Source organism: Hydrogenophaga sp. (genome assembly GCF_965657535.1).
Classification (GTDB): Bacteria; Pseudomonadota; Gammaproteobacteria; order Burkholderiales; family Burkholderiaceae_C; genus Hydrogenophaga.
In genome coordinates, this window is record NZ_CBFHOP010000004.1 from 425592 (window position 1) to 447225 (window position 21634).

The following is a 21634-nucleotide window of genomic DNA, read 5'->3' on the forward strand; positions in this document are numbered from 1 at the left end:
GCGAGCGGCCCGGCGAAGCCACTTCCGCCGCGCTCTGGGCTTCGCGCCTTTGTGCGCCGGTTCCACCCACTTTTAAGCAACTGCTACTGAGGTTTTCATGACTGTTTCCACACGCCCCGGCCAGCGAGCCGCCAATGCCCTGCGCCCGGTGAAGATCACCCGCGGTTTCACCATCCACGCCGAGGGCTCGGTGCTGATTGAGTTTGGTGAAACCAAGGTGCTGTGCACCGCGTCGGTGGAAGAAAAGGTGCCGCCGCACAAACGCGGCAGCGGCGAGGGCTGGGTCACTGCCGAGTACGGCATGCTGCCGCGCGCCACCCACACCCGCAGCGACCGCGAAGCCGCCAAGGGCAAGCAGAGCGGGCGCACGCAAGAGATTCAGCGTCTGATTGGTCGCTCCATGCGCGCCGTGTTTGATCTGAAGGCATTGGGCGAGCGCACCATTTCGCTCGATTGCGATGTGTTTCAGGCCGACGGCGGCACGCGCACCGCCAGCATCACCGGCGCCTTTGTGGCCGCGCACGACGCCGTGTCGCGCTTGCTGGCTGACGGCAAAATCGCCACCTCGCCCATCAAAGACCATGTGGCCGCCATTTCGGTGGGCATTTTGCAGGGTGTCCCTTTGCTCGATCTGGAATACGTGGAAGACGCGGCCTGTGACACCGACATGAACGTGGTGATGACGGGTGCTGGACATTTCGTGGAAGTGCAGGGCACGGCCGAAGGGGTGGCTTTTAGCCGCCGCGAAATGGACGCCTTGCTCGCGCTGGCCGAAAAGGGTGTGGGGGAGTTGGTGACGCTTCAGCGTCAAGCCCTCGGCTTGATTTGATGTGGGGTCGCTGCCTGTGTCCATGAAACTGGTTTTGGCTTCAAACAACGCGGGCAAGCTCGCTGAATTGCAGGCGCTTTTTGCCCCGCTGGGGGTGGAGTTGGTGTGCCAGTCGGACCTTGGCATACCCGAGGCACCCGAGCCGCACTGCACCTTTATTGAAAACGCGCTGGCCAAAGCGCGCCATGCAGCGCGCCTGAGCGGCATGCCGGCGCTGGCCGACGATGCGGGCCTGTGTGTGGAAGCCTTTGGTGGCCTGCCTGGGGTGGACACCGCTTACTACGCCACCCAGTTTGGCTACGCGAAGGGCGACGACAACAACGTGCGCGCCTTGCTGGAGCAAATGGTCGGAAAGACCGACCGCCGTGCCGCGCTGGTGAGCACCCTGGTGGCGCTGCGCAGCGCAGACGATCCCGAGCCGCTGGTGGCCGTGGGCCGGGCGCCGGGCCTCATTACCGAGCAACCTGTGGGTGACAACGGGTTTGGCTTCGACCCGGTGATGTACCTGCCCCAGTTCGGCAAGACCTTTGCCCAGCTGCCCACCGAGGTGAAAAATGCCAACAGCCACCGCGGCAAAGCCGCGCAACAGATGCTGGCGCTGATGCGTGAGCGCTGGTTGTCTGAACCACTGGCCCGCGCATGAGCCAGGGCAACGGGGTACCCATGTCGTGGCCGGGTGGCCTGGCGCCGTCCGCAGCGCCCGCCCGTGCGGCGCCGGTGAACGACATCCGCCACTGGATGCGCCCCGGCACGCTGCAGTTGCGCAGCCTGCCGCCGCTCTCGCTCTACATACACCTGCCGTGGTGCCTGAAGAAGTGCCCTTATTGCGACTTCAACTCGCACGAATGGAGCGCCACGTCGGAGCCTGGGCAAGCGCTGCCCGAGCAGATGTACTTGGACGCCTTGCGGGCCGATCTGGAGGCTTCGTTGCCGCTGATCTGGGGCCGCTCGGTACACAGTGTGTTCATCGGTGGCGGTACGCCCAGCTTGTTTTCTCCTGCCGCCATGGACCAGCTGTTGGCCGACGTGCGAGCGCGCGTGCGGCTGGACGCCGACGCCGAGATCACGCTCGAAGCCAACCCGGGCACCTTTGAGAAAGACCGTTTTCGGGCGTTTCGCCAGGCGGGGGTCACGCGCCTTTCCATTGGCGTTCAAAGCTTCAACGACGCCCACCTGAAGGCGCTGGGCCGGGTGCACGACCGGGCGCAGGCCATGGCGGCGGTGGAAGAGGCTGCGCAAGCGTTTGACACCTTTAACTTGGACATCATGTACGCGCTGCCGGGGCAGACGCTGGCCGACTGCGAGGCCGACATGCGCACCGCCCTGGCGTTCAAGCCACCGCACATCTCCATCTACCACCTTACGCTGGAGCCCAACACCTACTTTGCCAAGTACCCGCCTGCGCTGCCGCCCGACGACGATGCCTACGCCATGCTCGACCGCATCACCGAGCTCACGGCCGAAGCTGGGCTGGCACGCTACGAAATTTCAGCCTATGCCCGCGATGGCCACCGGTGCTGGCACAACCTGAACTACTGGCAGTTTGGTGACTACCTGGGTATTGGTGCAGGGGCTCACAGCAAGCTGAGCTTTGCCCACCGCGTGGTGCGCCCGGTGCGGGTGCGCGAGCCGCGCCTTTACATGGAACGCGCCCTGGCAGGCGATGCGGTGGTGAGCGCCGAAGAGGTGGCGCGGGCCGACCTGCCTTTTGAATTCATGCTCAACAGCCTGCGGCTGAAGGCAGGTTTCGAGTTGCAAGATTTTCTGGACCGGACCGGCTTGCCGCTATCGGCGATTGAGCGGGGCTTGAGCAGCGCCGTGCAGAAGGGCCTTCTGGAGCGTGATGCGCAGCGCGTGTGGCCCACCGAGCGCGGGTTTGACTTTTTGAGCGATTTGCAGAGCTTGTTTTTGCCCGACTGAGCGCTCGCAAAGGGTGTGCCTCTGAAGGGCGCGAGCGGCTTGCTCAGGCCAGGCGCAGCCGCAGTGTGGCCACGGTGCCTTGTCCCAGCTGGCTGTTCAGCTCCACGCTGCCGCCATGAATTTCGGCAATTTCCCGCACCAGGTTCAGGCCCAGGCCGGTGCCTGGAATGTTGCCCGAGGTATCGGCCCGGTAAAAACGCTCAAACGCGCGGGCCAGTTGTTCCTGGCTCATGCCCATGCCCTTGTCTCGCACATGAATGGCCACAAAGGGCGCGTCGCTGCGGTTTTCCTCGCTGACATCGACCCGCACCTGGGCGCCGCCCGGTGAGTACTTGAAGGCGTTGCTCAGCAGGTTGGTCAGGGCTTGCTGGATCTTTTCGGCATCGGCCATCACCTGCAGCTCAGGCATATGCCCGATGTCGACCGTGCGGCCCAGGTCCACGTTGGCGATGCTTCGAATGGACTCGCTGATGATGTTGCTCATTGGCGTGGCCACGATGTGAAAGTCTTTGCCCTGGCGCGCTTCAATGCGCGAAAGGTCCAGCAACTCCTGAATCAGGTTGGAGAGCAGCGAGCCCTGGCGGTGCACCGTTTCCAGCAGGTCGCGTTGCTTTTCTTCGGTGAATTTTCGGTGCAGCATCAGTTCGGTGAAGCCCAGAATACTGGCCAGCGGTGTGCGCAGTTCGTGCGCTGCGGTCGCCAGAAACTCGCTTTTCATGCGGTCCACCTCGGTCTGGTGCGTCACGTCGCGAAAGTACAAGATGGTTTCGCCGCTGCCACCCAGGTTGCGTCGGATCTCGCGCTCCAGCACCTTGAACGTGGGGCGGGCCAGCTGGATGATGTCGGTGGTGCGGTCGTTCCAGGTTTCGGTGATGGAACGGTAGTTGTCGAAGTCTTCGCACAGGTTTTTGAACCACACGTCAAACCGCTGTAGCGAGCACCAGGCGGGTATGTCACCCACCATGGCGCGAAAAGCCGGGTTGCTGTTGATCAGCTCACCCTTGGCGTCAAACACGGCAAACCCGTCGGGGCTGAGGTCAAACGTGGCATTGAGCCGGGCGGTGCGTTCAATCAGCTTTTGTTTGACCTCGATCTGACCGCTCACGTCTTCAATGACATTGATGTAATGGGTGATGTCGCCGTTGGCGTCGCGCACCGGCGACACCGACAGTTTGTTGTGGAACAGGCTGCCGTCCTTGCGGTAGTTCTTCAACGTCAGGCTCAGCTCGCGGCCTTCCTGCAGCGTGCTGGCCAGCAGGGCCAGGTCGTCCTTGTCGGTCAGGGGGCCTTCCAGAATGCTGCTGAAACGCCCCAGGACCTCGTGCGGCGCGTAGCCGGTGATGCGTTTGAAGGCCGGGTTGACGTACACCAGCGGTTGGGGGTAGCGGCGTGCATCGCTGATCATGATGCCGTTGATGGTGCAGTCCACGGCACGGCTGTAGAGAGTGAGGTACTCCTCGGCCAGCTTGGTGTCGCTCAGGTCGCGCACGATGCAGGTGTACCGGATTTCCGGGTCGTTTTGAATCTCCCCCAGCAACACCTCCACCGGGAACTCTGTCCCGCCGTGTCGCACGGCATTGATTTCGGTGCGACCGATGCGGCTTTGCGTGCTGTGGATCAGCATGCCGTTGGCCATGGCTTGTTGCAGACCGTCGGTGTTCAGGCCCATCAGGAAACGCTCCAGCGGCTGGCCCCGGATGTCTTCAGCCGCGCGCCCAAACATGCGCTCGGCGGCAGGGTTCACGCTGTCGATGATGCCGGCCGGCGTGACGCCGATGATGGCGTCGGCGGCTGTGTCCAGGATGGCGTGCAAGCGAGAAAGGCGCTTTTGGGTGCTGGCCATCTGGGTGGCCAGCTCCTGTGACGACCAGTTCAGCGCACGACCCAGCTCGCGCACTTCGTGGCTGCCCCAGCGCATGCGAAGCTGCTCGCCAGGATTCGAGGCCATGGCTGCAGAAAACTGCGCCAGTTTGCTGATGGGTCTGATGGCGTGGCGCAGAAAGAGCAGGAAAAACCACAGGCCCATGGCCACCAGGGCCAGCGCACCCAGGGCGCCGATGAACCAGCTTTGCTGCGCCTGCAGCAAGCGCTCGTCGTAGCTGAAGACCACTTCCGCCCAGCCCTCGTTCAGGTAGTCCCCGGAGTCCACCGGGCCCGCGTCGCTGCGGTGGCCACGCGTGAGCAGGCTGGCATAGGCATGAACATGGCCTCCCTCAACAGAGAATGGACTGCCGGGAGGTGGCTCGTCCTGGCCGCTGGGGAACAGAGCCACGGGCTCGCCCGCAGGCTGGCTCATCACGCGCAGGGCCACCTGCCCACCGGGGCGAACCAAGTGAATGGCCTGTACCCCTGGCAGGGTGGCGATTTCATGCAGCACGCTTTCCAGCGCGGCGAAGTCGCGGTCCAGCAGCGGTGTTGCGCTGGAGTGCGCCACCAGCTGAGCAATGGCCATGGCCCATTCACGGCTTTCCAATGCGGTTTTGTGCAGGCTGCGCTGGTAAGAAACGGCCCCCATCAATGAGCCGGCCACGAGAGTGACACCCATCACCAGCCAGAGCATTTGGGTTTTCAGCGAGCGCTGGGAAAAAAACCGCCCGGGCCACTGCAGAGTGTTGCGCCACAGTGTTGTCACAGCGGGTTTCTTTCGGTAAGGGGTTCGTGGACCACGTAGCTCTCAAGCGCCAGATCTTCCAGCGGCTGGTAATCGCGGGCATAGGAAGCCGTCACCGGGTTGGGTATCAGCGCCTGGTCCAACTGGGCTTGCAACGGGCTGTTGGGTGGTGCTTTCAGCAGTGTTTGCTGGATGCAGTGGCGCACGGCCGTGGGCACCCGGGGGTGCGCTGCCAGTGGGTCCGGCGCAATCTGGGGCGTTTCGACAATGACGCGCAAGCGTTCAGCAATGTGGCGGGGTTCGATGTCCAGCGTGTCGTTGGCGCCACTTGCGGCGTCGACTTCACCGACGATGACCTGGCGGTAGCTGTTGCTGTGCGTTTTGGCGTATTGCACCTTGACCCAAATTTTGTGCTCGCGCTCCAGCAGCGCGCGCATGTAGAGCGAAGCGGCGAGGGCGTTGGGTGATGGGAACGCGACCCGCTTGCCGTGCAGATCGGCCACGCTGCGTATCGGGCTGTCATCGCGCACGACCAGGACGCCCTTGAAGGGCTGCTTGCCTTCGCGCACCAGCGGCAGATAGCCCTGGGCCCTGTGCGCCACCACCATGTGGTGGGCATTCAAAAAGACGATGTCGAATGCACCCCGCTTGAGCTGGGCTTCAAATTCCGCCGCAGAGCGGGACAAGGCCAATTGCACCGGCTGGCCGCAGGCCTTGGCCAGGGAGGCTGCAAAAGGTTGGGCGCGATTGTGGATTTCGGCCGTTGAAAACACCGGCACCACGCCCATGGTGAGCGTTGGCGGCGCCGTGGTGGTTTGTGCGGTCAGCACCAGGGGGAGCCCGGCCAGGCACAAAGCGCATGCGCGCCCCCACGGCCGGACGCTGACGGCCCCACGGGCCATCAGCTGCGTCCTAGCATGCTGTCCACCAGGTCCAGCAGTTTCAGGGGGCTGAAGGCCTTGGTCAGGTAGGCGTCGCAGCCCACTTGGCTGCCTTGCTCCAAGTCTTCTTTCTGGGCCCGGGCGGTGAGCAGCACCACCTTGGTGGTGATTTTGAGTTCGGGGTGTTTTTTGACTTTGTCGCAGACCTGGTAGCCGTCCAGCTCCCCCGGCATCATCACGTCGAGCAGCATCACGCCGGGTTTGATGTCTTGCGCCATGCGCCAGCCTTCGCTGCCGTTTTCGGCTTCAAAAACCTCGGCATCGTCCAGGTGTTGCAGGGTGAGGCGTATGAGTTTTCGGATGTCCGGCTGGTCATCGACGATGAGAATGCGGGCGGTCATGCAGCGCTCCGGTTGCGGCCTCGGGCCAAGAGTTTGGAGAGGTCTTCCGCGTAGATCTGGGCTTGCAACATATCGAGGTGGTGGGTGCTTCGGCGGGGTGCGCCGGTGGGGAGTTCGAGCATCACGTTGAGTTCCTGGTCAGATTCCTGTTCGACGCGCAAGCGTCCGCCATGCAGTTGCAGGATGCGCTGGGCCAGCGGTAGGCCAATGCGCATCACCGGCGGCGCGGTGTCGGGCTTGCCGTTGTCAAGCACGGCAGGTTTGAAGAGGGACGCTGCGTGCCGGTTGAGTGCGCTAGCCGACAAAGCCCCGATGTTGACGATGCTGACCAACAGGTGCTGCCCCGATGAGCGAAAACCGATTTCAACACCCACCTGCTGGGCCGGCGAGATGGCAGACCGGGCATGCAGCACCGCGTTGTGGATGCATTCGAGCAGGGCGCGGCGAATCAGGCGCGCGCTGCCGTAAATGGGGGGTAAGTCGTCCTTGTCGCCGCTGAGCACAATGGACACCGCCTGGCTGCGGATCAGGGGCGAAAGTTCCAGGCAGGTGCTGCGCACCACGTCCACCATCATCATGCGTTCGTCGCCAATGAGCACGTCTTCACCGAACACATCCACCAGATCCACCAGGCGGTCGAGGCGCTCGCTCAGGCCAAGCAGGCTGTCTTTCAGGCCCAGCAGGGGCTCAGGAATGGGGGCGGTTCGGGTGTGCGCCAGCACATCTTGCACGGGTGGCAGCAGCTCGCTGCGCAGCAGCTCCATGATTTGTTGCAGAGACAGGCGCTGATCGGCCACGGGCGCCACCGCAGCGCGCCCGTCAGGGGCGGCTTCAGGTTTCGGTGCTTCGGCGGTCACGGCCATGGCCACCAGGCCGGCGATGGGTTTGGGGGCGCAGCGGCACAGCAGCTGGGCAACCCCGTTGTCAGACAGCGCCTCCACGCGCAGCTCGTGGTGGGTGACGATTTTCCCCTGGGCGATGGCCTTGACCAGTTCGCGCACGTTGGGGTCGCTGCCCAGCACCAATGCGGGTCGGCTCTCCAGCTGTTTGGCTGTCTGGTTGGCAAAGACCACGTGGCCGTCGTCGCTGAACAGCAGCAGGGGGCTGTTGATCAGGTCCAGCAGGACCAGCAAAGGGTTGCTCGCGGGAGGTGAAGCTTTCTGCATGTTGCAAACCAATACCGACCGGGGAAACACCCGGTCGTCCTATGTGCAACGTGTATCGGCAGTTGGTCCGCGAGCTTTAGATGCCTGGATGATGGAATCTGATCGTCAGGCTCTGAAAATGCGTTCAAAAGCGCTCTTGTGGCCATTTTTAAGCGGCCAATCCAGGCTGTTTTTTGCTTTTAAACAATAAAAATATTAAATGCGCAAAAAAACTGTCTGCCGAGCGGCCGGTCGCTTTGCAGGCACTGGGTGCGGGGGACCGAACGCAGTGACCGGGCAACTTACAGATCTTCCCGCGCCTCAATGCAGAGTTGCTGCACGCTGGACCCGCCCGCCGCCGCTGCGGCGCGGATGCGCAGCGAGCGCCCGGTTTCCAGCTGGACGCGGCAGTGGTAGTCCAGGCCGTCGGTGTGGCCTGGGCTGTGGCTGGCAATACGGCGTTGCCATTGTTGTTTTCCGTCGAGTTCCACGCGCAGCGCGTGCCATGGCTCGGCAGCCTCGGCGGGCACCCGCACCACCAGGGTCACGTCAATGTCAAAGGTGCGGCGCCGTTCCAGGGCGCCCGGAATGTCAACCACCGCCACGTTGGCGCTGCCCACGTCGCAGCGCCAAAGCTCGGCTTGGGGTGGCTTGTTGGCGGCGCGGTTCATGGCGCCAGCAGGCCTTTGAGTTCGCCAGAGGCGATGCGCTGTTGCAGCTCTTGGGCCCCGCCCAAGAGCATGCCGCTCACAAACACCATGGGAAATGTGGGCCAGCCAGTCCACATTTTCAGGGCGTTGCGCCGCCGCCATTGCGAGGCGTAGCCGCCGAACGCCAGGTATTCGTGCGCCACCCCGGCCGCTGTCAGGGCTTTGCGGGCCTTGCCGACAAAGGGGTTGGCGCGCATGCCAACCACCACCACCGGATAGGTGTTGATGGCGGTCTGGACCTGTTGGATCACATCGCTGTGCAGGCCCGCCACGTACTGGCGGATGGCGGGGTGCAGGTGGGTCTCGTCGAGCACAGGGCGGGTCATGGGGTCTCCAAGGGTGAATATTGAACTGTAGTGCCTGAGCGAAAACCCTGGGTGGGGCTGCGGCGGCGCACGGCCCGGGGTTTCATGGGCATGGCTTGAGCAGGCTCAACGGGGCATGCCGCACGGCGCCTTGCAACACCGGTGGCGCAGACACAATGGCCAACAAGCGATGGGAATGTGGTGTTTCAAGGCGGTGCGCTGGCGCTGCATCTACAGGAGTGGTTATGCACGCAGTGGTGTTGGACCCCCGGCTGTGGGAGTCGGTAGAGGCCGGTGACCAGGCCTGGCTGCACCGCTGGGTGGTGTCTGAGGGCGAGCAGGTGAGCGCCGGGCAGCTGCTGGCGCAGGCTCGCTTGCTGCACCAGACGCTGGACATTACCGCCCCGCACGCGGGCGTGATGGAGCAGATCTTGGTGGGCCAGGGCGAGCCCATTGGGCACAGTGCCGTGCTGGCGTACCTGGTGCCGCTTTGACAGGCTTAAGGCGCTGGCTGGGGTGGTGTATTGGTGTGGTGTGGTGGGGCAAGGAGGCATTTCATGAAGCGCATCTTGGTGGTTTATTTTTCCCGCAGTGGACACACGGCCTTCCTGGCGCAGCAGATTGCGCGGCGCTGCCGGGCCGATCTGGCGTGTATTCACGAGCCCACCCTGCGCACCGGCATCTCCGGGTATGTGCGCAGCGCGCTGGAGGCGCTGCTCGGTGCCCAGCCACCGATTGAGTTGGACCCATGCCGCCCGCAGGACTACGACCTCGTCATCGTGGGCACACCGGTATGGTTCTGGAACATGTCCAGCCCGGTGCGCAGTTTTTTGCGCCGGTATGGACGCAGCTGCGAACAGTTGGCCGTTTTTTGTACCTACGGCGGTTCGGGTCACAACCGGGTGATGGACCACATGGAACTGCTGTGGGGCCACCCGCTGGTAGCGCGGCTTGCCCTGACACAGCAGCAGGTGGAACGGCGCCAGCATGCCCTGGCGGTGACCCGCTTTGTGGGTGAGCTCAAGCGCTGGACGCTGCTGCAGGACGGCCCCGATCGCAGTCCAGACACCGCCACGCCGCTCGGCTGAAAGCCACCAAATCAAAAAAAAGCCCGTCAACCGCGATGGATGACGGGTCCCGGTGAAGGCCCCCGGCATGGCCTGTGAGGGCCATGCCGGTCTGAGGGTGCCTTCATCCCCCCACGGTGTCAGGAACACCACGGTAACCCCCCTCGCGGGGAATCCCCAACTGACCGTTGGCGACGGGACTCACATTCCATTGCCACCGCTTGTTTTCATGATGCGGCTGCCGGGAGGGTGGCCATTGAGCGTGCTCAATGGCGGTGCTGCGTTGGCAAAAAACCACCATGTCAACGGCGCCAGATGAACGGTGGTGTCGCCCTGCGCGCGGTGTCCATGGGCTCAGTCGAGTTGGTCGCCCGCGCCCAGGGCTGCTTGCTTGCGGCTCACGTCAAAGGCCGTCAGCACCTGCGTGGCCACCAAGTCCAGGCTGGGGCGGGTAATGCCCTGTTTGTCTGTCCACACCTTGGGCGTGAGTGAGCCCGTCAGGCTCAGCGCATCGCCATCGGCCAGCGCCAGCAGCGCTGCGCAGGCGGCATCGCCAAACGCGATCACATTGACGATGAACTCCTCGTCCGCCTTGTTGCGCGCCAGCACCCGGGCCACGGTGTACCCGCGCCCCATCTTGTCTGTGCGCCGCGAGGCGTCGCCCATCAGGCGGCCTGCAATCAAACCATCAATCATGTCGGTGCTTTCGGTGGGGTAGGTTGGGGCCAACGGTCGTGCTGTGGCGTTTCAGCGCGGCCGCTCGTAGCCGGAAGCCACCCAGGCTTGCGCGCTGTCCAGCGTCAGCTTGAAGCTGGGCGGCACCGGTACGTGGCCGAGTGCTTCATCGAACGCGTCCAACGCCGTCAGGCTGGCGGTGGCGCCTTCTTCGTCGGGCACGATGGCCAGCGCCACCCGCACACGGCTGCCGTTCACCGTCACGGTCACGTTCTTGTTCAGCTCTGCGTGGCGCTGCTGCTCAGAGCGGCGGATCACCTCCTTGGCCGTTTTCACCAGCGTGTTGAACGCGGCGGTGTCCAGCGGTTTGGGGTTTTTCTTGTCGCGCCCCATGGTCCAGGGCCCCACCAGCGCCGGCTCAGCCTCGCCATCCAGGTACATCGCCACGGCCCAGCCGTCGTCGTCATCGTTGTTGATCACGCGCGCCGTCCAGGCGCCGTCGCTCCACAAGCGGGCTTCGTGAATGGGCTCGTCGGGGGTGTCGGTGGTCATGGAGGCTGAGCGTATGGGGCTGGCTGAGCGCAAGCTGTGTTGGGTGCAGCGGCAACAAAAAAGCGGCTTGGAAGCCGCTGGTTGCCTGTGCAGGTGGCGGAGACTGTGAGATTCGAACTCACGGACCCTTGCGGGTCGGCAGTTTTCAAGACTGCTGGTTTAAACCGCTCACCCAAGTCTCCGGATGCGGCTGCACAAGGCACGTATTTTAGCCTGATGGAGCCGGCCCTGTTACAGCGCGCTGGCTTCTGTCTGGGCTGTGGCGCTCAGCATGCCCCGGGTTTCAATGAAGCGCACCACCTCGGCCACGCCGGCCTGTGTTTTCAGGTTGGTCATCACCCAGGGGCGGCGCGCGCTGTCCGGGCGCATGCGGGCGGTGTCGGCTTTCATCACTTCCAGGTCGGCGCCCACGTGGGGGGCCAGGTCGGTTTTGTTGATGACGAACAGGTCGCTCTTGGTGATGCCGGGCCCGCCCTTGCGCGGGATCTTTTCGCCTGCGGCCACGTCGATCACGTAAATGGTGAGGTCGCTCAGTTCGGGGCTGAAGGTAGCGGCCAGGTTGTCGCCACCGCTCTCCACAAACACGATGTCCGCGTTGGGGTGTTCGCCCAACATGCGGTCAATGGCTTCGAGGTTGATGGAGCAGTCTTCGCGGATGGCGGTGTGCGGGCAGCCGCCAGTTTCCACGCCCATGATGCGGTCGGCCGAGAGCGCGCCGCTCACGGTGAGAAGGCGCTGGTCTTCTTTGGTGTAGATGTCGTTGGTGATGGCGATCAGGTCGTAGCGCTCGCGCATGGCTTTGCAGAGCATCTCCAGCAGGGTGGTTTTTCCGGAGCCCACCGGGCCGCCGATGCCCACGCGCAGGGGGGGCAGGTGTTTGGTGCGGTGGGGAATGTGGTGCAGAGCGGTCATCGGGTGTATGTGGGGCAGGTCAAGAACGGAACAGGCGCGAATACTGGGTCTCGTGGCGGGCCGACAAAATGGCCAGCATGGGCGTGAATGCCTGGCGGGCGTGGTCGGGCAGGGCGATGGCGTGGTCGACCGCTGCGGGTATTTCTTGCGCCAGCCGCGCCAGCATGCGCTGGCCCGCGCTTTGGCCCAGCGGCACCGACTTGATGGCCGCCTGCACCATGTTTTCAGCCCAGCCAAAGGCGTAGCCCAGCAGGCTGTCGCGCTGGTTGGCATGGCTCTGCGCGGCCGCGCAGGCCATGGCCACGGGGTAGGTGGGCGGGTTCAGGGCGGCGCTTTGCAACTGCTCAAAAACGCCGTCGCCCAGCGCACCCAGGTTGCGCGCCCATTCCAACAGTGAGCGGCCCATTTGTTCGGTTTGCAACCGGAATTCGTGGGTTTCGCGGGTGTGCAACACCCACTGATTCAGTTCGGTGATGCGCGCTAGGTCGCCCCGCTGCCAGGCGGGAAGGGCTTGGGCCACCACAGCCAGGTCGGTGCGGGCCAAGCCCAGGTGCAGTTGGTCCATGAGCCACTGCGCGGCGCTGGCTTCGTGGCTTACCAGGCCGGCTTCCACGGCGGCCTCCAGGCCTTCGGAATACGAAAAACCGCCTACAGGCAGCGTGGGCGAGGCCAGCCACAAAATGTGCAGCAGGCCCGAGGCGGGGCGCGCTGTGCCCGCGGGCTCAGCCGTGTGCATGGCCGCAGGGGTGGCTGAGGCCGTGGCCGTGTTCGTGAGCGGCTGCAGTGGCCGCCTCGTGCGGGTGCTCATCCAAGTGCCCGTGCCCGTGGTGGTGCGCATGCCCGCCAGCGTGGTGTGTGTAGGCGCCGCCCTCGGGCTCGAAGGGTTCGCGCACTTCCACAACCGTGAGGTGCATGGCGCGCAGCATATCGGCCAGCACGTGGTCGGGTTCGATCTTCAGGTGGTCGGGCTGGAGTTCAATGGGCACATGCCGGTTGCCCAGGTGGTAGGCGGCGCGGGTCAGGTCAAACGGGCTGCCGTGGCTGGCGCAGGGGGTGATTTTCAGCACCGCTTGCGGGGCGGCCACCACGCGCAGCAGCGAGCCGTCTTGCGTCACCAGCACGTCGCCCCCACGCACCACGGTGCCCCGTGGCAAAAACACACCCACGTGGCGCTCGTCAGAGGCGGTGGCGTCAAAACGGCTTTTCTGGCGCACATCCCAGTCCAGCTCCAGGTGGGCAGCGCGGCGCAGCAACACGGGGGCCAGGCCTTCGCCTTGGGGAATGAGTTTGGATGCTTGAAGCATGAAAAGACGGGCCTAAATCAATTAAAAAAGAAAGTACCGTTGGGCCAGCGAGAGCCTGCTGGCAGGCTCGCAGGTGAGCAGCACGCCGTCGGCCCGCACGGTGTAGCGCTGGGGGTCAATCTCCATGTGGGGCAGGGCGCTGTTGTGCACCATGCTGGACTTGGTGACGCTGCGGCAGCCTTTCACGGCGACCAGGTTTTTTTGCAGGCCAAAGCGCGCGCCAATGCCGGCGGCCAAACCGGCCTGCGACACAAAGGTGAGGCTGCCCTTGGCCAAGGCGCCGCCCAGGGCGCCAAACATGGGCCGGTAGTGCACGGGCTGGGGGGTCGGTATGGAGGCGTTGGGGTCGCCCATGGCGGCCAGCGCGATGCTGCCGCCCTTCAAGACCAGCGCAGGCTTGACGCCAAAGAACGCGGGCTTCCACACCACCAGGTCGGCCCATTTGCCCACTTCCAGCGAGCCGATGGTGTGCGCCATGCCGTGCGCAATGGCCGGGTTGATGGTGTATTTGGCGATGTAGCGCTTGACGCGGAAGTTGTCGTTGCGGCTGCTGTCTTCTGTCAACGAACCGCGCTGGCTTTTCATCTTGTCCGCCGACTGCCAGGTGCGCAGAATCACCTCGCCCACCCGGCCCATGGCCTGGCTGTCGCTGCTCATGATGCTGATGGCGCCCATGTCGTGCAGGATGTCTTCGGCGGCAATGGTTTCGCGGCGGATGCGGCTTTCGGCAAAGGCCAGATCTTCGGGGATGGACGCGTCCAGGTGGTGGCACACCATGAGCATGTCCACATGCTCGTCGAGCGTGTTCACCGTGTAGGGCATGGTGGGGTTGGTGCTGGACGGCAGGAAGTTGGCCTCACCCACCACCCGCAAAATGTCGGGCGCGTGGCCGCCGCCCGCGCCTTCGGTGTGGAAGGCGCACAGCGTGCGGCCTTTGGTGGCGGCAATGGTGTCCTCCACAAAGCCCGACTCGTTGAGCGTGTCGCTGTGGATGGCCACCTGGGTGTCGGTTTCTTCGGCCACGTCTAGGCAGTTGCTGATGGCGCTGGGTGTGGTGCCCCAGTCTTCGTGCAGCTTCAGGCCGATCACGCCGGCGTTGATCTGCTCGCGCAGCGGTTCGGGCCGGCTGGCGTTGCCCTTGCCCAGAAAGCCCAGGTTCATGGGCAGGCCGTCGGCGGCTTGCAGCATGCGTTCAATGTGCCAGGGGCCCGGCGTGCAGGTGGTGGCAAAGGTGCCGGTGGCAGGTCCCGTGCCGCCGCCGAGCATGGTGGTGATGCCGGATGCCAGGGCTTCGTCCACCTGCTGCGGGCAGATGAAGTGGATGTGGCTGTCGATGCCACCGGCGGTGACGATGCTGCCCTCGCAGCTGATGATTTCGGTGCCGGGGCCAATGATGATGTCCACGCCCGGCATGGTGTCGGGGTTGCCCGACTTGCCGATGGCCACGATGTGCCCGCCCTTGAGGCCAATGTCGGCCTTGACGATGCCCCAGTGGTCGATGATGAGGGCGTTGGTCAGCACCGTGTCCACCGCGCCTTGTTCGCGGGTGCGCTGGCTTTGTGCCATGCCGTCGCGAATGGTCTTGCCGCCGCCAAACTTGGCTTCTTCGCCGTAGCCACCGGCGCGTAGCGTGAAGTCTTGCTCCACCTCGACGATCAGGCCGGTGTCGGCCAGGCGCACACGGTCGCCCACGGTGGGGCCGTACATGTCGGCGTAGGCGCTGCGAGAAATGTGGGCCATCACACGGCTCCTTGGGTCAGGCCGCGAAAGCCGATCACCACGCGCTCGCCCGCATAGTCCACCAGCTCCACGGTGCGTTGTTGCCCCGGCTCGAAGCGCACGGCCGTGCCGCTGGCGATGTTCAGGCGCATGCCCTGTGCCGCCGCGCGATCAAAGCCGAGCGCGCCATTGGTCTCGGCAAAGTGGTAGTGCGAGCCCACCTGGATCGGTCGGTCGGCCGTGTTCTGCACCACCAGCGTGAGCGTGCGCCGCCCGGGGTTGAGCGCGTGCTCGCCCGGCTCCACCAGCAGTTCACCCGGGTTCATTTGCCGCCTTTCGACAGCCACACGGCCAGCGCGATCAATAAGCCCACCCCCACAAAACCCAGCGCATCGGTGGCATGCCAGTGCGAACCGAACAGGCCGTGACCGTCGTGGGCGAGGGCGGGGAGAGCAACGAGGGAAGACACGAGAGCGAGCAGTGAGCGGGATTTCATTCGGGTGTTCCAAAAATTGGATCGGAGAAGGGGGCGTTAACCCAGGATGCGGTGAAACCGGCTTTGCCGGGCCACTCGCATCGCCCCCTTGAGGGGGTCGCGCGCAGCGCGGCGGGGGTGGGTCAAGCCTTGCGGCGCGGGGGGTGTCACGGTATCGGCTGGTGCACGGTCACCAGTTTGGTGCCGTCCGGGAAGGTGGCTTCGACCTGGATGTCGGGAATCATCTCGGCAATGCCGTCCATCACGTCGTCGCGCGTCAGCACGGTGCGGCCCTCGCTCATCAGCTGGGCCACGGTTTTGCCGTCGCGGGCGCCTTCCATCACAGCGGCTGAAATCAGCGCCACAGACTCAGGGTAGTTCAGCTTCAGGCCTCGGGCGCGGCGCCGCTCGGCCAGCAAGGCGGCGGTGAAGATCAGCAGCTTGTCTTTTTCGCGAGGGGTGAGTTCCATGGCTTGTCGGGTATTCAAGGGTGCATGTGCTCAGCAAATTCCGTGCCCTTGCGCCCCCCATCAGGCCCAAGGCGTCACAGGCGGGCCAGCAACTCGGCCTTTTTGCTGCTGTATTCGGCGTCGGTCAACACTCCCTTGGCGTGCAGGCCGGCCAGGCGCTCGATGGCGGCAAAAATGTCGGGCGAACCCGGCTCGGTGGGCGGGTAGGGCGTGGCGCCTTGACCCGGCGCAGGGGCTGGCGCGGCCATGCCATCGCGCGTCACCACGGGCAGGCTGGCCACATCCAGCAGGCCGTACTGGCTCGAAAAAGACAGGCTTCCCCCGCCCGACTGTTGCTGGGAAAAGCCGCCAATCTGGTGGTCCAGTGTGTCGTATACCGTGACGGAACCGTGCACCTCAATGGCCAGTCGCCGAGCCTGCGCAAAGTAGGCGTAGCGCACGTTGTTTTGGGCGCCGGTGCTGTTGGGCCAGCGCAGGTCGGCGGGCCACCAGTCGCCGCTGGTGCCGGGGGCGGGCGGCACGAACAGGCTGTCAGACTGGCCGTTCTGGCCCCAGGCGGTTTCGCCCGGGCTGTGCAGGTCGTCGCCTGCCATGGTGGTCTGGGTCTGCTGGTTCCAGGGGTCGTTGCCGCTGCCTTGGCGCTGGCTTTGAAAGCTGCCGCTGCGCAGCAAGTCGGGCTGGTTGGCGATCAGGTTGGCGAGTTCGCTGCACAGGTTGTCCACCCGGCCTTTCAGGTGGTTGTTGAACATGTCCGACACCATCGTCATGCCGCCGCGCATCCACTGGCCCGATCCGCTGAATTCGGGGTGGTTGAACTGGGCCATGCTGCCGTTGCCGTGGACCACAGACTCCAGCATGGACAGGATGGCGTCGAAGCTGAAGCCGTGGCGTTGGGCGATGTCGTTGAGGGTCTGCTGACCCGAGGGGGAGAGTTGGCGCATGCTGGGTTGTCCTGACTTGGGGCGTAGGGCGTGAAGATTCGAAACACAGCGAGCAAGTTTCGCAGAGGTTCAATCCCCCGTGGCACGAATGCTGCACAAGTTGGCGGGTGAAGCCCGAGCCCGTTCAATTCCATAAAGTAGACCCCATGGGCGATGCACCGCAGCGCATCACCCGCGTGCGCCGCGACTACAACCACTGGGTGGGCAGCGAAACCATGGAAGACTACGCGCTGCGCTATACGCCGCAGCGCTTTCGCAAATGGAGCGAATGGCGCGTGGCCAACACCGCGTTCGGTGCGGCCTCGTTTCTCATTTTGGAAGCGCTGGGCGCCACCTTGCTGGTGCAATACGGCTTCATCAACGCGTTCTGGGCCATTTTGGCCACCGGGCTCATCATCTTCATGGCAGGCCTGCCCATCAGCGTGTACGCCGCGCGCTACGGGGTAGACATGGACTTGCTCACCCGCGGTGCGGGTTTTGGCTACATCGGCTCCACCATCACATCGCTCATTTACGCCTCGTTTACCTTCATCTTTTTTGCGCTGGAAGCGGCGGTGATGGCTTACGCGCTGGAACTCGCGCTGGGCGTACCGCCCGCCTGGGGCTATCTGATTTGCGCCGTGGTGGTGATTCCGCTGGTCACGCACGGCGTGTCGGTCATCAGCCGCTTCCAGATGTGGACACAGCCGCTGTGGCTGGTGATGATGGTGGTGCCTTTTGTGGCGGTGTGGATGCTCGACCCTGGTGCGTTTGCCAACGTGATGCACTACGGTGGTGAATCGGGTGCCGGCGCCGCGTTTGATTGGCACCTGTTTGGTGCAGCACTCACGGTGGGCATTGCGCTCATCACCCAAATGGGCGAGCAGGCCGACTACCTGCGTTTCATGCCCGCACAAGCACCCGGCCAACCGCTGCGCTGGTGGGCCGGTGTGCTCGCCGGCGGGCCGGGCTGGGTGGTGCTGGGTGTGCTGAAAATGCTCGGCGGTGCGCTCTTGGCCTACCTGGCCATCAGCCACATGGTGCCGCCCGAGCGCGCGGTGGACCCCAACCAGATGTACCTGGCGGCTTACGAATACGTGTTGCCTCACTATGGCTGGGCGGTGGCGGCCACGGCGCTGTTTGTGGTGGTGTCGCAGCTCAAGATCAACGTGACCAACGCCTACGCCGGCTCGCTGGCCTGGAGCAACTTCTTTTCGCGTCTCACCCACAGCCACCCCGGGCGCGTGGTGTGGGTGGTGTTCAACACGCTCATTGCCTTCATGCTGATGGAGATGAACGTGTTCCGTGCCTTGGGCGAGGTGCTGGGCCTGTACAGCAACATCGCCATCGCCTGGATCATGGCCGTGGTGGCCGACCTCGTGATCAACAAACCGATGGGCTGGAGCCCCAAGGGCATTGAGTTCAAGCGCGCTTATTTGTACGACATCAACCCCGTGGGCGTGGGTGCCATGGGGCTGGCCTCGGCGCTGTCCATCGTGGCCCACATGGGCCTCATGGGCGCGGGCGCGCAGGCCTTTTCAGCGGTGATTGCCATGGTCACGGCGCTGGTGGCTTCGCCGCTGCTGGCTTGGGCCACAGGTGGGCGGTATTACTTGGCCCGGACTTCGGGTTCGGATGGGGCTTGTGGCGCCTGCCCTCACCCCTGCCCGCTCCCAGAGGCAGAGGGAGCAAGACAGAGATGCGCTGGCGCTGCGCCCACGGCCCTTGCTTCGGCTGCCACGGTCCCTGCCGCTGCCGCCCTCCAGCGCTGCGTCATTTGTGAGCGCGAATACGAAGCGCCCGACATGGCGCACTGCCCTGCCTACCAGGGTCACATTTGTTCGCTCTGCTGCACGCTGGATGCCCGCTGTGGCGACCTCTGCAAACCCCATGCGCGGCTGTCGGTGCAGTGGCAGGGCGCTTTGCGCACGGTGCTGCCGCAGCGGGTGTGGCCCTACCTGGAAGCGGGCCTGGCCCACTACCTGCTCATCATGCTGGTGATGGCGCCGGTGTTGGCTGCGGTGTTGGGCTTGCTGTATCAGCAGCAGGCGCAGGGCCTGGGCCAGGGGCTGCAGGCCGTGGCCGATGCGGGCTTGCTCGATGCCGCTTTGCGCTCTGGTTTTTTGCATGTGTACGCTGTGCTCATGCTCATTGCCGGCACCGTGGCCTGGTGGCTGGTGCTGGCGCACAAAAGCCGCGAAGTGGCGCAAGAAGAGTCCAACCGGCAAACCCGCTTGCTCATGCAAGAAATCGACTCGCACCGCAAGACCGACGAAGCCTTGCAGCAGGCCCGACGTGCCGCCGAACAGGCCAACCAGGCCAAGACTCGCTACATCAGCACCATCAGCCACGAGCTGCGCACACCGCTCAACAGCATCCTGGGCTATGCCCAACTGTTGCAGGAAGACACGGGCATGGCGCCCCACCGCGCGCAGGCTATCCGCGTCATCCACCGGGGCGGCGAGCACCTGCTCTCGCTCATAGAAGGCACGCTCGACATCGCACGCATCGAGTCCGGCAAGCTCGCGCTTGACGTGAAACCCATGGCCTTTGCCGACACCCTGCGCGAAGTGGCCAGCATGTTTGAACTGCAGGCCGCAGCCAAAGGCTTGCAGTTCACGTTTGAGAGCGGCAGCCGCTTGCCCGACGCCGTGCGCGCCGATGAAAAACGCCTGCGCCAGATCCTCATCAACCTGCTGGGCAATGCCGTCAAATTCACCCGCGTGGGCCAGGTGCGGCTGCGCGTGGTGCATGCGCGGGAAATGGCGCAGTTTGATGTGCACGACACCGGCCCCGGCATGGCCGCCGCCGACCTGGAGCGCGTGTTTGAGCCCTTTGCCCGGGCCCAGGGCGAAGCCGCTGCCGTGGCACCCAGCGCCGGCACCGGTCTGGGCCTGACCATTGCCAAAATGCTCACCGACCTCATGGGCGGCGAGATGACCGTGCGCAGCACGCCTGGCGTGGGTACCGTGTTCACGGTGCGGCTGTTTTTGCCCGAACTGCATGGTGTGGCGCTGCAACGCGCTGCCCATGCACCGGCCGTGACCGGCTACACCGGCGAGCGGCTGCGCTTGCTGGTGGTGGACAACGAAGAGGCCGACCGCGAACTGCTGCAGCGCTGGCTGGCTCCGCTGGGTTTTGACGTGATGCTTGCCACCAGCGGGCTCGACGCCTTGCGCCTGCTCGACGGCCTGCAACCCGCTGATCCAACGGCACCCCACGCCATCTTTATGGACCTCGCCATGCCCGGCATCGACGGCTGGGAAACCGTGCGCCGCCTGCGCGCGCTGGGCTGGGGTGGTGTGCCGCTGGCCATCGTGTCGGCCAATGCGTTTGACAAAGGGCTCGACAACGATCTGGGTCACCGGGCGCAAGACTTTTTTGTGAAACCCGTGCGGCGCGAAGACCTGCTGGCCTGGCTCGGTCAGCGACTGTCCCTGCAGTGGCTCAGCGCCGAACCCGCTTCACCGGCTGCGGTGGCGACCCCGGCGCCTACCAGCAGCACGCCCACCGAACTGGCGCCTTTGTTGGAGCTGGTGCGCCTGGGCTACTACAAAGGCATCGTCACCTGGCTCGACGACTGGGCGCGCCAGCGCCCCGAACAGGCCGACTTCGCCCAAAGCCTGCGCACCCTGGCGCGCGAGTTTCGCTTTGAAGTGATCGAACAGCGCCTGCTGGACCACAGCGCCACCGCCAAACAGATGCCTGCACCATGAACCCCCGCCCGCGCACCGAACACCCCACCACCCTGAGCGACGCCCTGGTGGTCCTCATCGTGGACGACGTGCCCGACAACGTGGCGCCGCTGCACGACGCGCTGGACGAAGCCGGCTACACCGTGCTGGTGGCGCTCGACGGCGAGGCCGCCATTCGCCGCGCCACCCAGGCCCTGCCCGACGTGGTGTTGCTCGACGCCGTCATGCCCGGCCTGGACGGCTTCGAGGTGGCCCGCCGCCTCAAGGCCCAACCCGCCACGGCCCACATCCCCATCATCTTCATGACCGGTCTGACCGAGACCGAGCACCTCGTGGCCGCGCTCGACGCCGGCGGCGCCGACTACGTGACCAAGCCCATCAAGCCGCGCGAGGTGATGGCCCGCATGGGCGTGCACCTGCGCACCGCACGCCATGTGCGCCAGGGCGCGGTGGAGCGCAGCCAGGCGCGCAACGCGCTTGATGCCTTTGGCTACGCCACCATCACCGTGCGCGAACGCGACGGGCGCCTGATGTGGCAAACCCCACTGGCGCGCGACCTGCTGCAGCGCTACTGCGGCACCGAAGCCCCGCAGACGCCGCCCGCCGTGGTGCAGTGGCTGCGCCGCCACCTGGGCGAAGCGCAAGCCCAGCGCGAACCCCCCCGCCTGACCCTGGAAAACGGCCCGCGCCGCCTCACCTTTCGCCTGCACCAGCAAGTGGGCGACCAAGACGGCGAAGCCAGCGAAACCCCCGGCGAGGGCGGCGACTGGCTCATCGTCATGCAAGAAACCTCCGACGCCAGCGTGCTCGAAGCCATGGCCCAAGCCTTTGCGCTCACCGCCCGCGAAGCCGAGGTGTTGTATTGGGTGGCCAAAGGCAAGATCAACCGCGACATCGGCGACATCCTGGGCTCCAGCCCCGCCACCGTGAAGAAGCACCTGGAACGCATTTACGCCAAGCTCGGTGTGGAAACCCGTACCGCCGCCGCTGCCATGGCCATCAACCGGGTGCCGCTGCTGCAGCCGCGGGGGTGACTGGACGGC

Annotated in this window: 23 protein-coding genes and 1 tRNA gene; 7 read left to right on the top strand and 17 right to left on the bottom strand. The window is 64.8% G+C overall.

Annotated features, from left to right (window positions below; translation table 11 throughout):
• The first annotated feature begins 97 nt into the window (after window positions 1-97).
• From rph to hemW, 3 genes are read left to right on the top strand one after another with little or no spacing between them, the layout of a single operon-like run.
• Complete coding sequence (rph, locus tag ACTG4K_RS09615; protein ID WP_439113971.1) at window positions 98-829, top strand: ribonuclease PH; 732 nt, start codon at window positions 98-100, stop codon at window positions 827-829.
• Between the two features lie 22 nt (window positions 830-851).
• Window positions 852-1472, top strand: coding sequence for an RdgB/HAM1 family non-canonical purine NTP pyrophosphatase (rdgB, locus tag ACTG4K_RS09620; protein WP_439113972.1), 621 nt, complete (start codon window positions 852-854; stop codon window positions 1470-1472).
• A 20-nt stretch (window positions 1473-1492) separates the two neighbouring features.
• Window positions 1493-2749, top strand: coding sequence for a radical SAM family heme chaperone HemW (gene hemW, locus ACTG4K_RS09625; protein WP_439114037.1), 1257 nt, complete (start codon window positions 1493-1495; stop codon window positions 2747-2749).
• A gap of 43 nt (window positions 2750-2792) precedes the next feature.
• Here the strand turns inward: hemW and ACTG4K_RS09630 are convergent, their stop codons facing one another.
• The 6 genes from ACTG4K_RS09630 to ACTG4K_RS09655 all read right to left on the bottom strand — a co-directional run bounded on the left by ACTG4K_RS09630 (window position 2793) and on the right by ACTG4K_RS09655 (window position 8823).
• Complete coding sequence (locus ACTG4K_RS09630; protein WP_439113973.1) at window positions 2793-5309, bottom strand: PAS domain S-box protein; 2517 nt, start codon at window positions 5307-5309, stop codon at window positions 2793-2795.
• A gap of 68 nt (window positions 5310-5377) precedes the next feature.
• Complete coding sequence (locus ACTG4K_RS09635) at window positions 5378-6190, bottom strand: phosphate/phosphite/phosphonate ABC transporter substrate-binding protein (protein ID WP_439113974.1); 813 nt, start codon at window positions 6188-6190, stop codon at window positions 5378-5380.
• Window positions 6191-6261: 71 nt separating this feature from the next.
• Window positions 6262-6642: a response regulator gene (locus ACTG4K_RS09640; RefSeq protein WP_439113975.1), complete on the bottom strand. Its 381-nt coding sequence runs from the start codon at window positions 6640-6642 to the stop codon at window positions 6262-6264.
• Window positions 6639-7808 (bottom strand): hypothetical protein, encoded by a 1170-nt coding sequence (locus ACTG4K_RS09645; protein ID WP_439113976.1) that lies wholly within the window; start codon window positions 7806-7808, stop codon window positions 6639-6641. The genes ACTG4K_RS09640 and ACTG4K_RS09645 overlap by 4 nt, the downstream gene beginning before the upstream one ends.
• Window positions 7809-8089: 281 nt before the next feature.
• Entirely contained in the window at window positions 8090-8458 is a 369-nt protein-coding gene (locus ACTG4K_RS09650; protein WP_439113977.1) for a hypothetical protein, read from the bottom strand.
• Window positions 8455-8823 carry a glutaredoxin gene (locus tag ACTG4K_RS09655; RefSeq protein WP_439113978.1) on the bottom strand — a complete coding sequence of 123 codons (369 nt, stop codon included), beginning with the start codon at window positions 8821-8823 and terminating at the stop codon, window positions 8455-8457. Before ACTG4K_RS09655 ends, ACTG4K_RS09650 begins: the two co-directional genes overlap by 4 nt.
• 224 nt (window positions 8824-9047) lie before the next feature.
• Between ACTG4K_RS09655 and ACTG4K_RS09660 the strand changes: the two genes are divergently transcribed.
• On the top strand, window positions 9048-9296 hold the full coding sequence (locus tag ACTG4K_RS09660) for a lipoyl domain-containing protein (RefSeq protein ID WP_439113979.1): 249 nt from the start codon (window positions 9048-9050) through the stop codon (window positions 9294-9296).
• Window positions 9297-9359: 63 nt separating this feature from the next.
• Entirely contained in the window at window positions 9360-9890 is a 531-nt protein-coding gene (locus ACTG4K_RS09665) for a flavodoxin family protein (protein WP_439113980.1), read from the top strand.
• Between the two features lie 333 nt (window positions 9891-10223).
• On the opposite strand, the gene ACTG4K_RS09670 is transcribed toward ACTG4K_RS09665, so the two are convergent.
• The 11 genes from ACTG4K_RS09670 to ACTG4K_RS09720 all read right to left on the bottom strand — a co-directional run bounded on the left by ACTG4K_RS09670 (window position 10224) and on the right by ACTG4K_RS09720 (window position 16917).
• On the bottom strand, window positions 10224-10565 hold the full coding sequence (locus ACTG4K_RS09670) for a single-stranded DNA-binding protein (RefSeq protein WP_439113981.1): 342 nt from the start codon (window positions 10563-10565) through the stop codon (window positions 10224-10226).
• 51 nt (window positions 10566-10616) lie between these two features.
• Window positions 10617-11096, bottom strand: a complete 480-nt coding sequence (locus ACTG4K_RS09675; protein WP_439113982.1) for a hypothetical protein — start codon at window positions 11094-11096, stop codon at window positions 10617-10619.
• Window positions 11097-11190: 94 nt separating this feature from the next.
• A tRNA-Ser gene (locus ACTG4K_RS09680) sits at window positions 11191-11278 on the bottom strand.
• 49 nt (window positions 11279-11327) lie between these two features.
• Window positions 11328-12008: an urease accessory protein UreG gene (gene ureG, locus ACTG4K_RS09685; RefSeq protein WP_439113983.1), complete on the bottom strand. Its 681-nt coding sequence runs from the start codon at window positions 12006-12008 to the stop codon at window positions 11328-11330.
• A gap of 19 nt (window positions 12009-12027) precedes the next feature.
• Window positions 12028-12744: an urease accessory protein UreF gene (locus ACTG4K_RS09690; RefSeq protein WP_439113984.1), complete on the bottom strand. Its 717-nt coding sequence runs from the start codon at window positions 12742-12744 to the stop codon at window positions 12028-12030.
• Window positions 12731-13312, bottom strand: coding sequence for an urease accessory protein UreE (gene ureE, locus ACTG4K_RS09695; protein WP_439113985.1), 582 nt, complete (start codon window positions 13310-13312; stop codon window positions 12731-12733). Before ureE ends, ACTG4K_RS09690 begins: the two co-directional genes overlap by 14 nt.
• 21 nt (window positions 13313-13333) lie before the next feature.
• Entirely contained in the window at window positions 13334-15052 is a 1719-nt protein-coding gene (ureC, locus tag ACTG4K_RS09700) for an urease subunit alpha (protein ID WP_439113986.1), read from the bottom strand.
• On the bottom strand, window positions 15052-15357 hold the full coding sequence (locus tag ACTG4K_RS09705; protein WP_439113987.1) for an urease subunit beta: 306 nt from the start codon (window positions 15355-15357) through the stop codon (window positions 15052-15054). The genes ureC and ACTG4K_RS09705 overlap by 1 nt, the downstream gene beginning before the upstream one ends.
• Window positions 15354-15527 carry a hypothetical protein gene (locus tag ACTG4K_RS09710; protein ID WP_439113988.1) on the bottom strand — a complete coding sequence of 58 codons (174 nt, stop codon included), beginning with the start codon at window positions 15525-15527 and terminating at the stop codon, window positions 15354-15356. The genes ACTG4K_RS09705 and ACTG4K_RS09710 overlap by 4 nt, the downstream gene beginning before the upstream one ends.
• Window positions 15528-15673: 146 nt before the next feature.
• On the bottom strand, window positions 15674-15976 hold the full coding sequence (locus ACTG4K_RS09715; RefSeq protein WP_439113989.1) for an urease subunit gamma: 303 nt from the start codon (window positions 15974-15976) through the stop codon (window positions 15674-15676).
• Window positions 15977-16050: 74 nt separating this feature from the next.
• Window positions 16051-16917 carry an SHOCT domain-containing protein gene (locus tag ACTG4K_RS09720; RefSeq protein WP_439113990.1) on the bottom strand — a complete coding sequence of 289 codons (867 nt, stop codon included), beginning with the start codon at window positions 16915-16917 and terminating at the stop codon, window positions 16051-16053.
• Window positions 16918-17063: 146 nt separating this feature from the next.
• On the opposite strand from ACTG4K_RS09720, the gene ACTG4K_RS09725 reads away from it, so the two are divergent.
• Window positions 17064-20612 (top strand): hybrid sensor histidine kinase/response regulator, encoded by a 3549-nt coding sequence (locus ACTG4K_RS09725; protein WP_439113991.1) that lies wholly within the window; start codon window positions 17064-17066, stop codon window positions 20610-20612.
• Window positions 20609-21625: a response regulator gene (locus tag ACTG4K_RS09730; protein ID WP_439113992.1), complete on the top strand. Its 1017-nt coding sequence runs from the start codon at window positions 20609-20611 to the stop codon at window positions 21623-21625. The genes ACTG4K_RS09725 and ACTG4K_RS09730 overlap by 4 nt, the downstream gene beginning before the upstream one ends.
• Window positions 21626-21634 lie beyond the last annotated feature (9 nt).

Coding starts and splice junctions, on each gene's coding strand:
- rph (WP_439113971.1), top strand. CDS start 98: ATGACTGTTTCCACACGCCCCGGCCAGCGAGCCGCCAATGCCCTGCGC.
- rdgB (WP_439113972.1), top strand. CDS start 852: ATGAAACTGGTTTTGGCTTCAAACAACGCGGGCAAGCTCGCTGAATTG.
- hemW (WP_439114037.1), top strand. CDS start 1,493: ATGTCGTGGCCGGGTGGCCTGGCGCCGTCCGCAGCGCCCGCCCGTGCG.
- ACTG4K_RS09630 (WP_439113973.1), bottom strand. CDS start 5,309: ATGCTCTGGCTGGTGATGGGTGTCACTCTCGTGGCCGGCTCATTGATG.
- ACTG4K_RS09640 (WP_439113975.1), bottom strand. CDS start 6,642: ATGACCGCCCGCATTCTCATCGTCGATGACCAGCCGGACATCCGAAAA.
- ACTG4K_RS09645 (WP_439113976.1), bottom strand. CDS start 7,808: ATGCAGAAAGCTTCACCTCCCGCGAGCAACCCTTTGCTGGTCCTGCTG.
- ACTG4K_RS09650 (WP_439113977.1), bottom strand. CDS start 8,458: ATGAACCGCGCCGCCAACAAGCCACCCCAAGCCGAGCTTTGGCGCTGC.
- ACTG4K_RS09655 (WP_439113978.1), bottom strand. CDS start 8,823: ATGACCCGCCCTGTGCTCGACGAGACCCACCTGCACCCCGCCATCCGC.
- ACTG4K_RS09660 (WP_439113979.1), top strand. CDS start 9,048: ATGCACGCAGTGGTGTTGGACCCCCGGCTGTGGGAGTCGGTAGAGGCC.
- ACTG4K_RS09665 (WP_439113980.1), top strand. CDS start 9,360: ATGAAGCGCATCTTGGTGGTTTATTTTTCCCGCAGTGGACACACGGCC.
- ACTG4K_RS09670 (WP_439113981.1), bottom strand. CDS start 10,565: ATGATTGATGGTTTGATTGCAGGCCGCCTGATGGGCGACGCCTCGCGG.
- ACTG4K_RS09675 (WP_439113982.1), bottom strand. CDS start 11,096: ATGACCACCGACACCCCCGACGAGCCCATTCACGAAGCCCGCTTGTGG.
- ureG (WP_439113983.1), bottom strand. CDS start 12,008: ATGACCGCTCTGCACCACATTCCCCACCGCACCAAACACCTGCCCCCC.
- ACTG4K_RS09690 (WP_439113984.1), bottom strand. CDS start 12,744: ATGCACACGGCTGAGCCCGCGGGCACAGCGCGCCCCGCCTCGGGCCTG.
- ureE (WP_439113985.1), bottom strand. CDS start 13,312: ATGCTTCAAGCATCCAAACTCATTCCCCAAGGCGAAGGCCTGGCCCCC.
- ureC (WP_439113986.1), bottom strand. CDS start 15,052: ATGGCCCACATTTCTCGCAGCGCCTACGCCGACATGTACGGCCCCACC.
- ACTG4K_RS09705 (WP_439113987.1), bottom strand. CDS start 15,357: ATGAACCCGGGTGAACTGCTGGTGGAGCCGGGCGAGCACGCGCTCAAC.
- ACTG4K_RS09710 (WP_439113988.1), bottom strand. CDS start 15,527: ATGAAATCCCGCTCACTGCTCGCTCTCGTGTCTTCCCTCGTTGCTCTC.
- ACTG4K_RS09715 (WP_439113989.1), bottom strand. CDS start 15,976: ATGGAACTCACCCCTCGCGAAAAAGACAAGCTGCTGATCTTCACCGCC.
- ACTG4K_RS09720 (WP_439113990.1), bottom strand. CDS start 16,917: ATGCGCCAACTCTCCCCCTCGGGTCAGCAGACCCTCAACGACATCGCC.
- ACTG4K_RS09725 (WP_439113991.1), top strand. CDS start 17,064: ATGGGCGATGCACCGCAGCGCATCACCCGCGTGCGCCGCGACTACAAC.
- ACTG4K_RS09730 (WP_439113992.1), top strand. CDS start 20,609: ATGAACCCCCGCCCGCGCACCGAACACCCCACCACCCTGAGCGACGCC.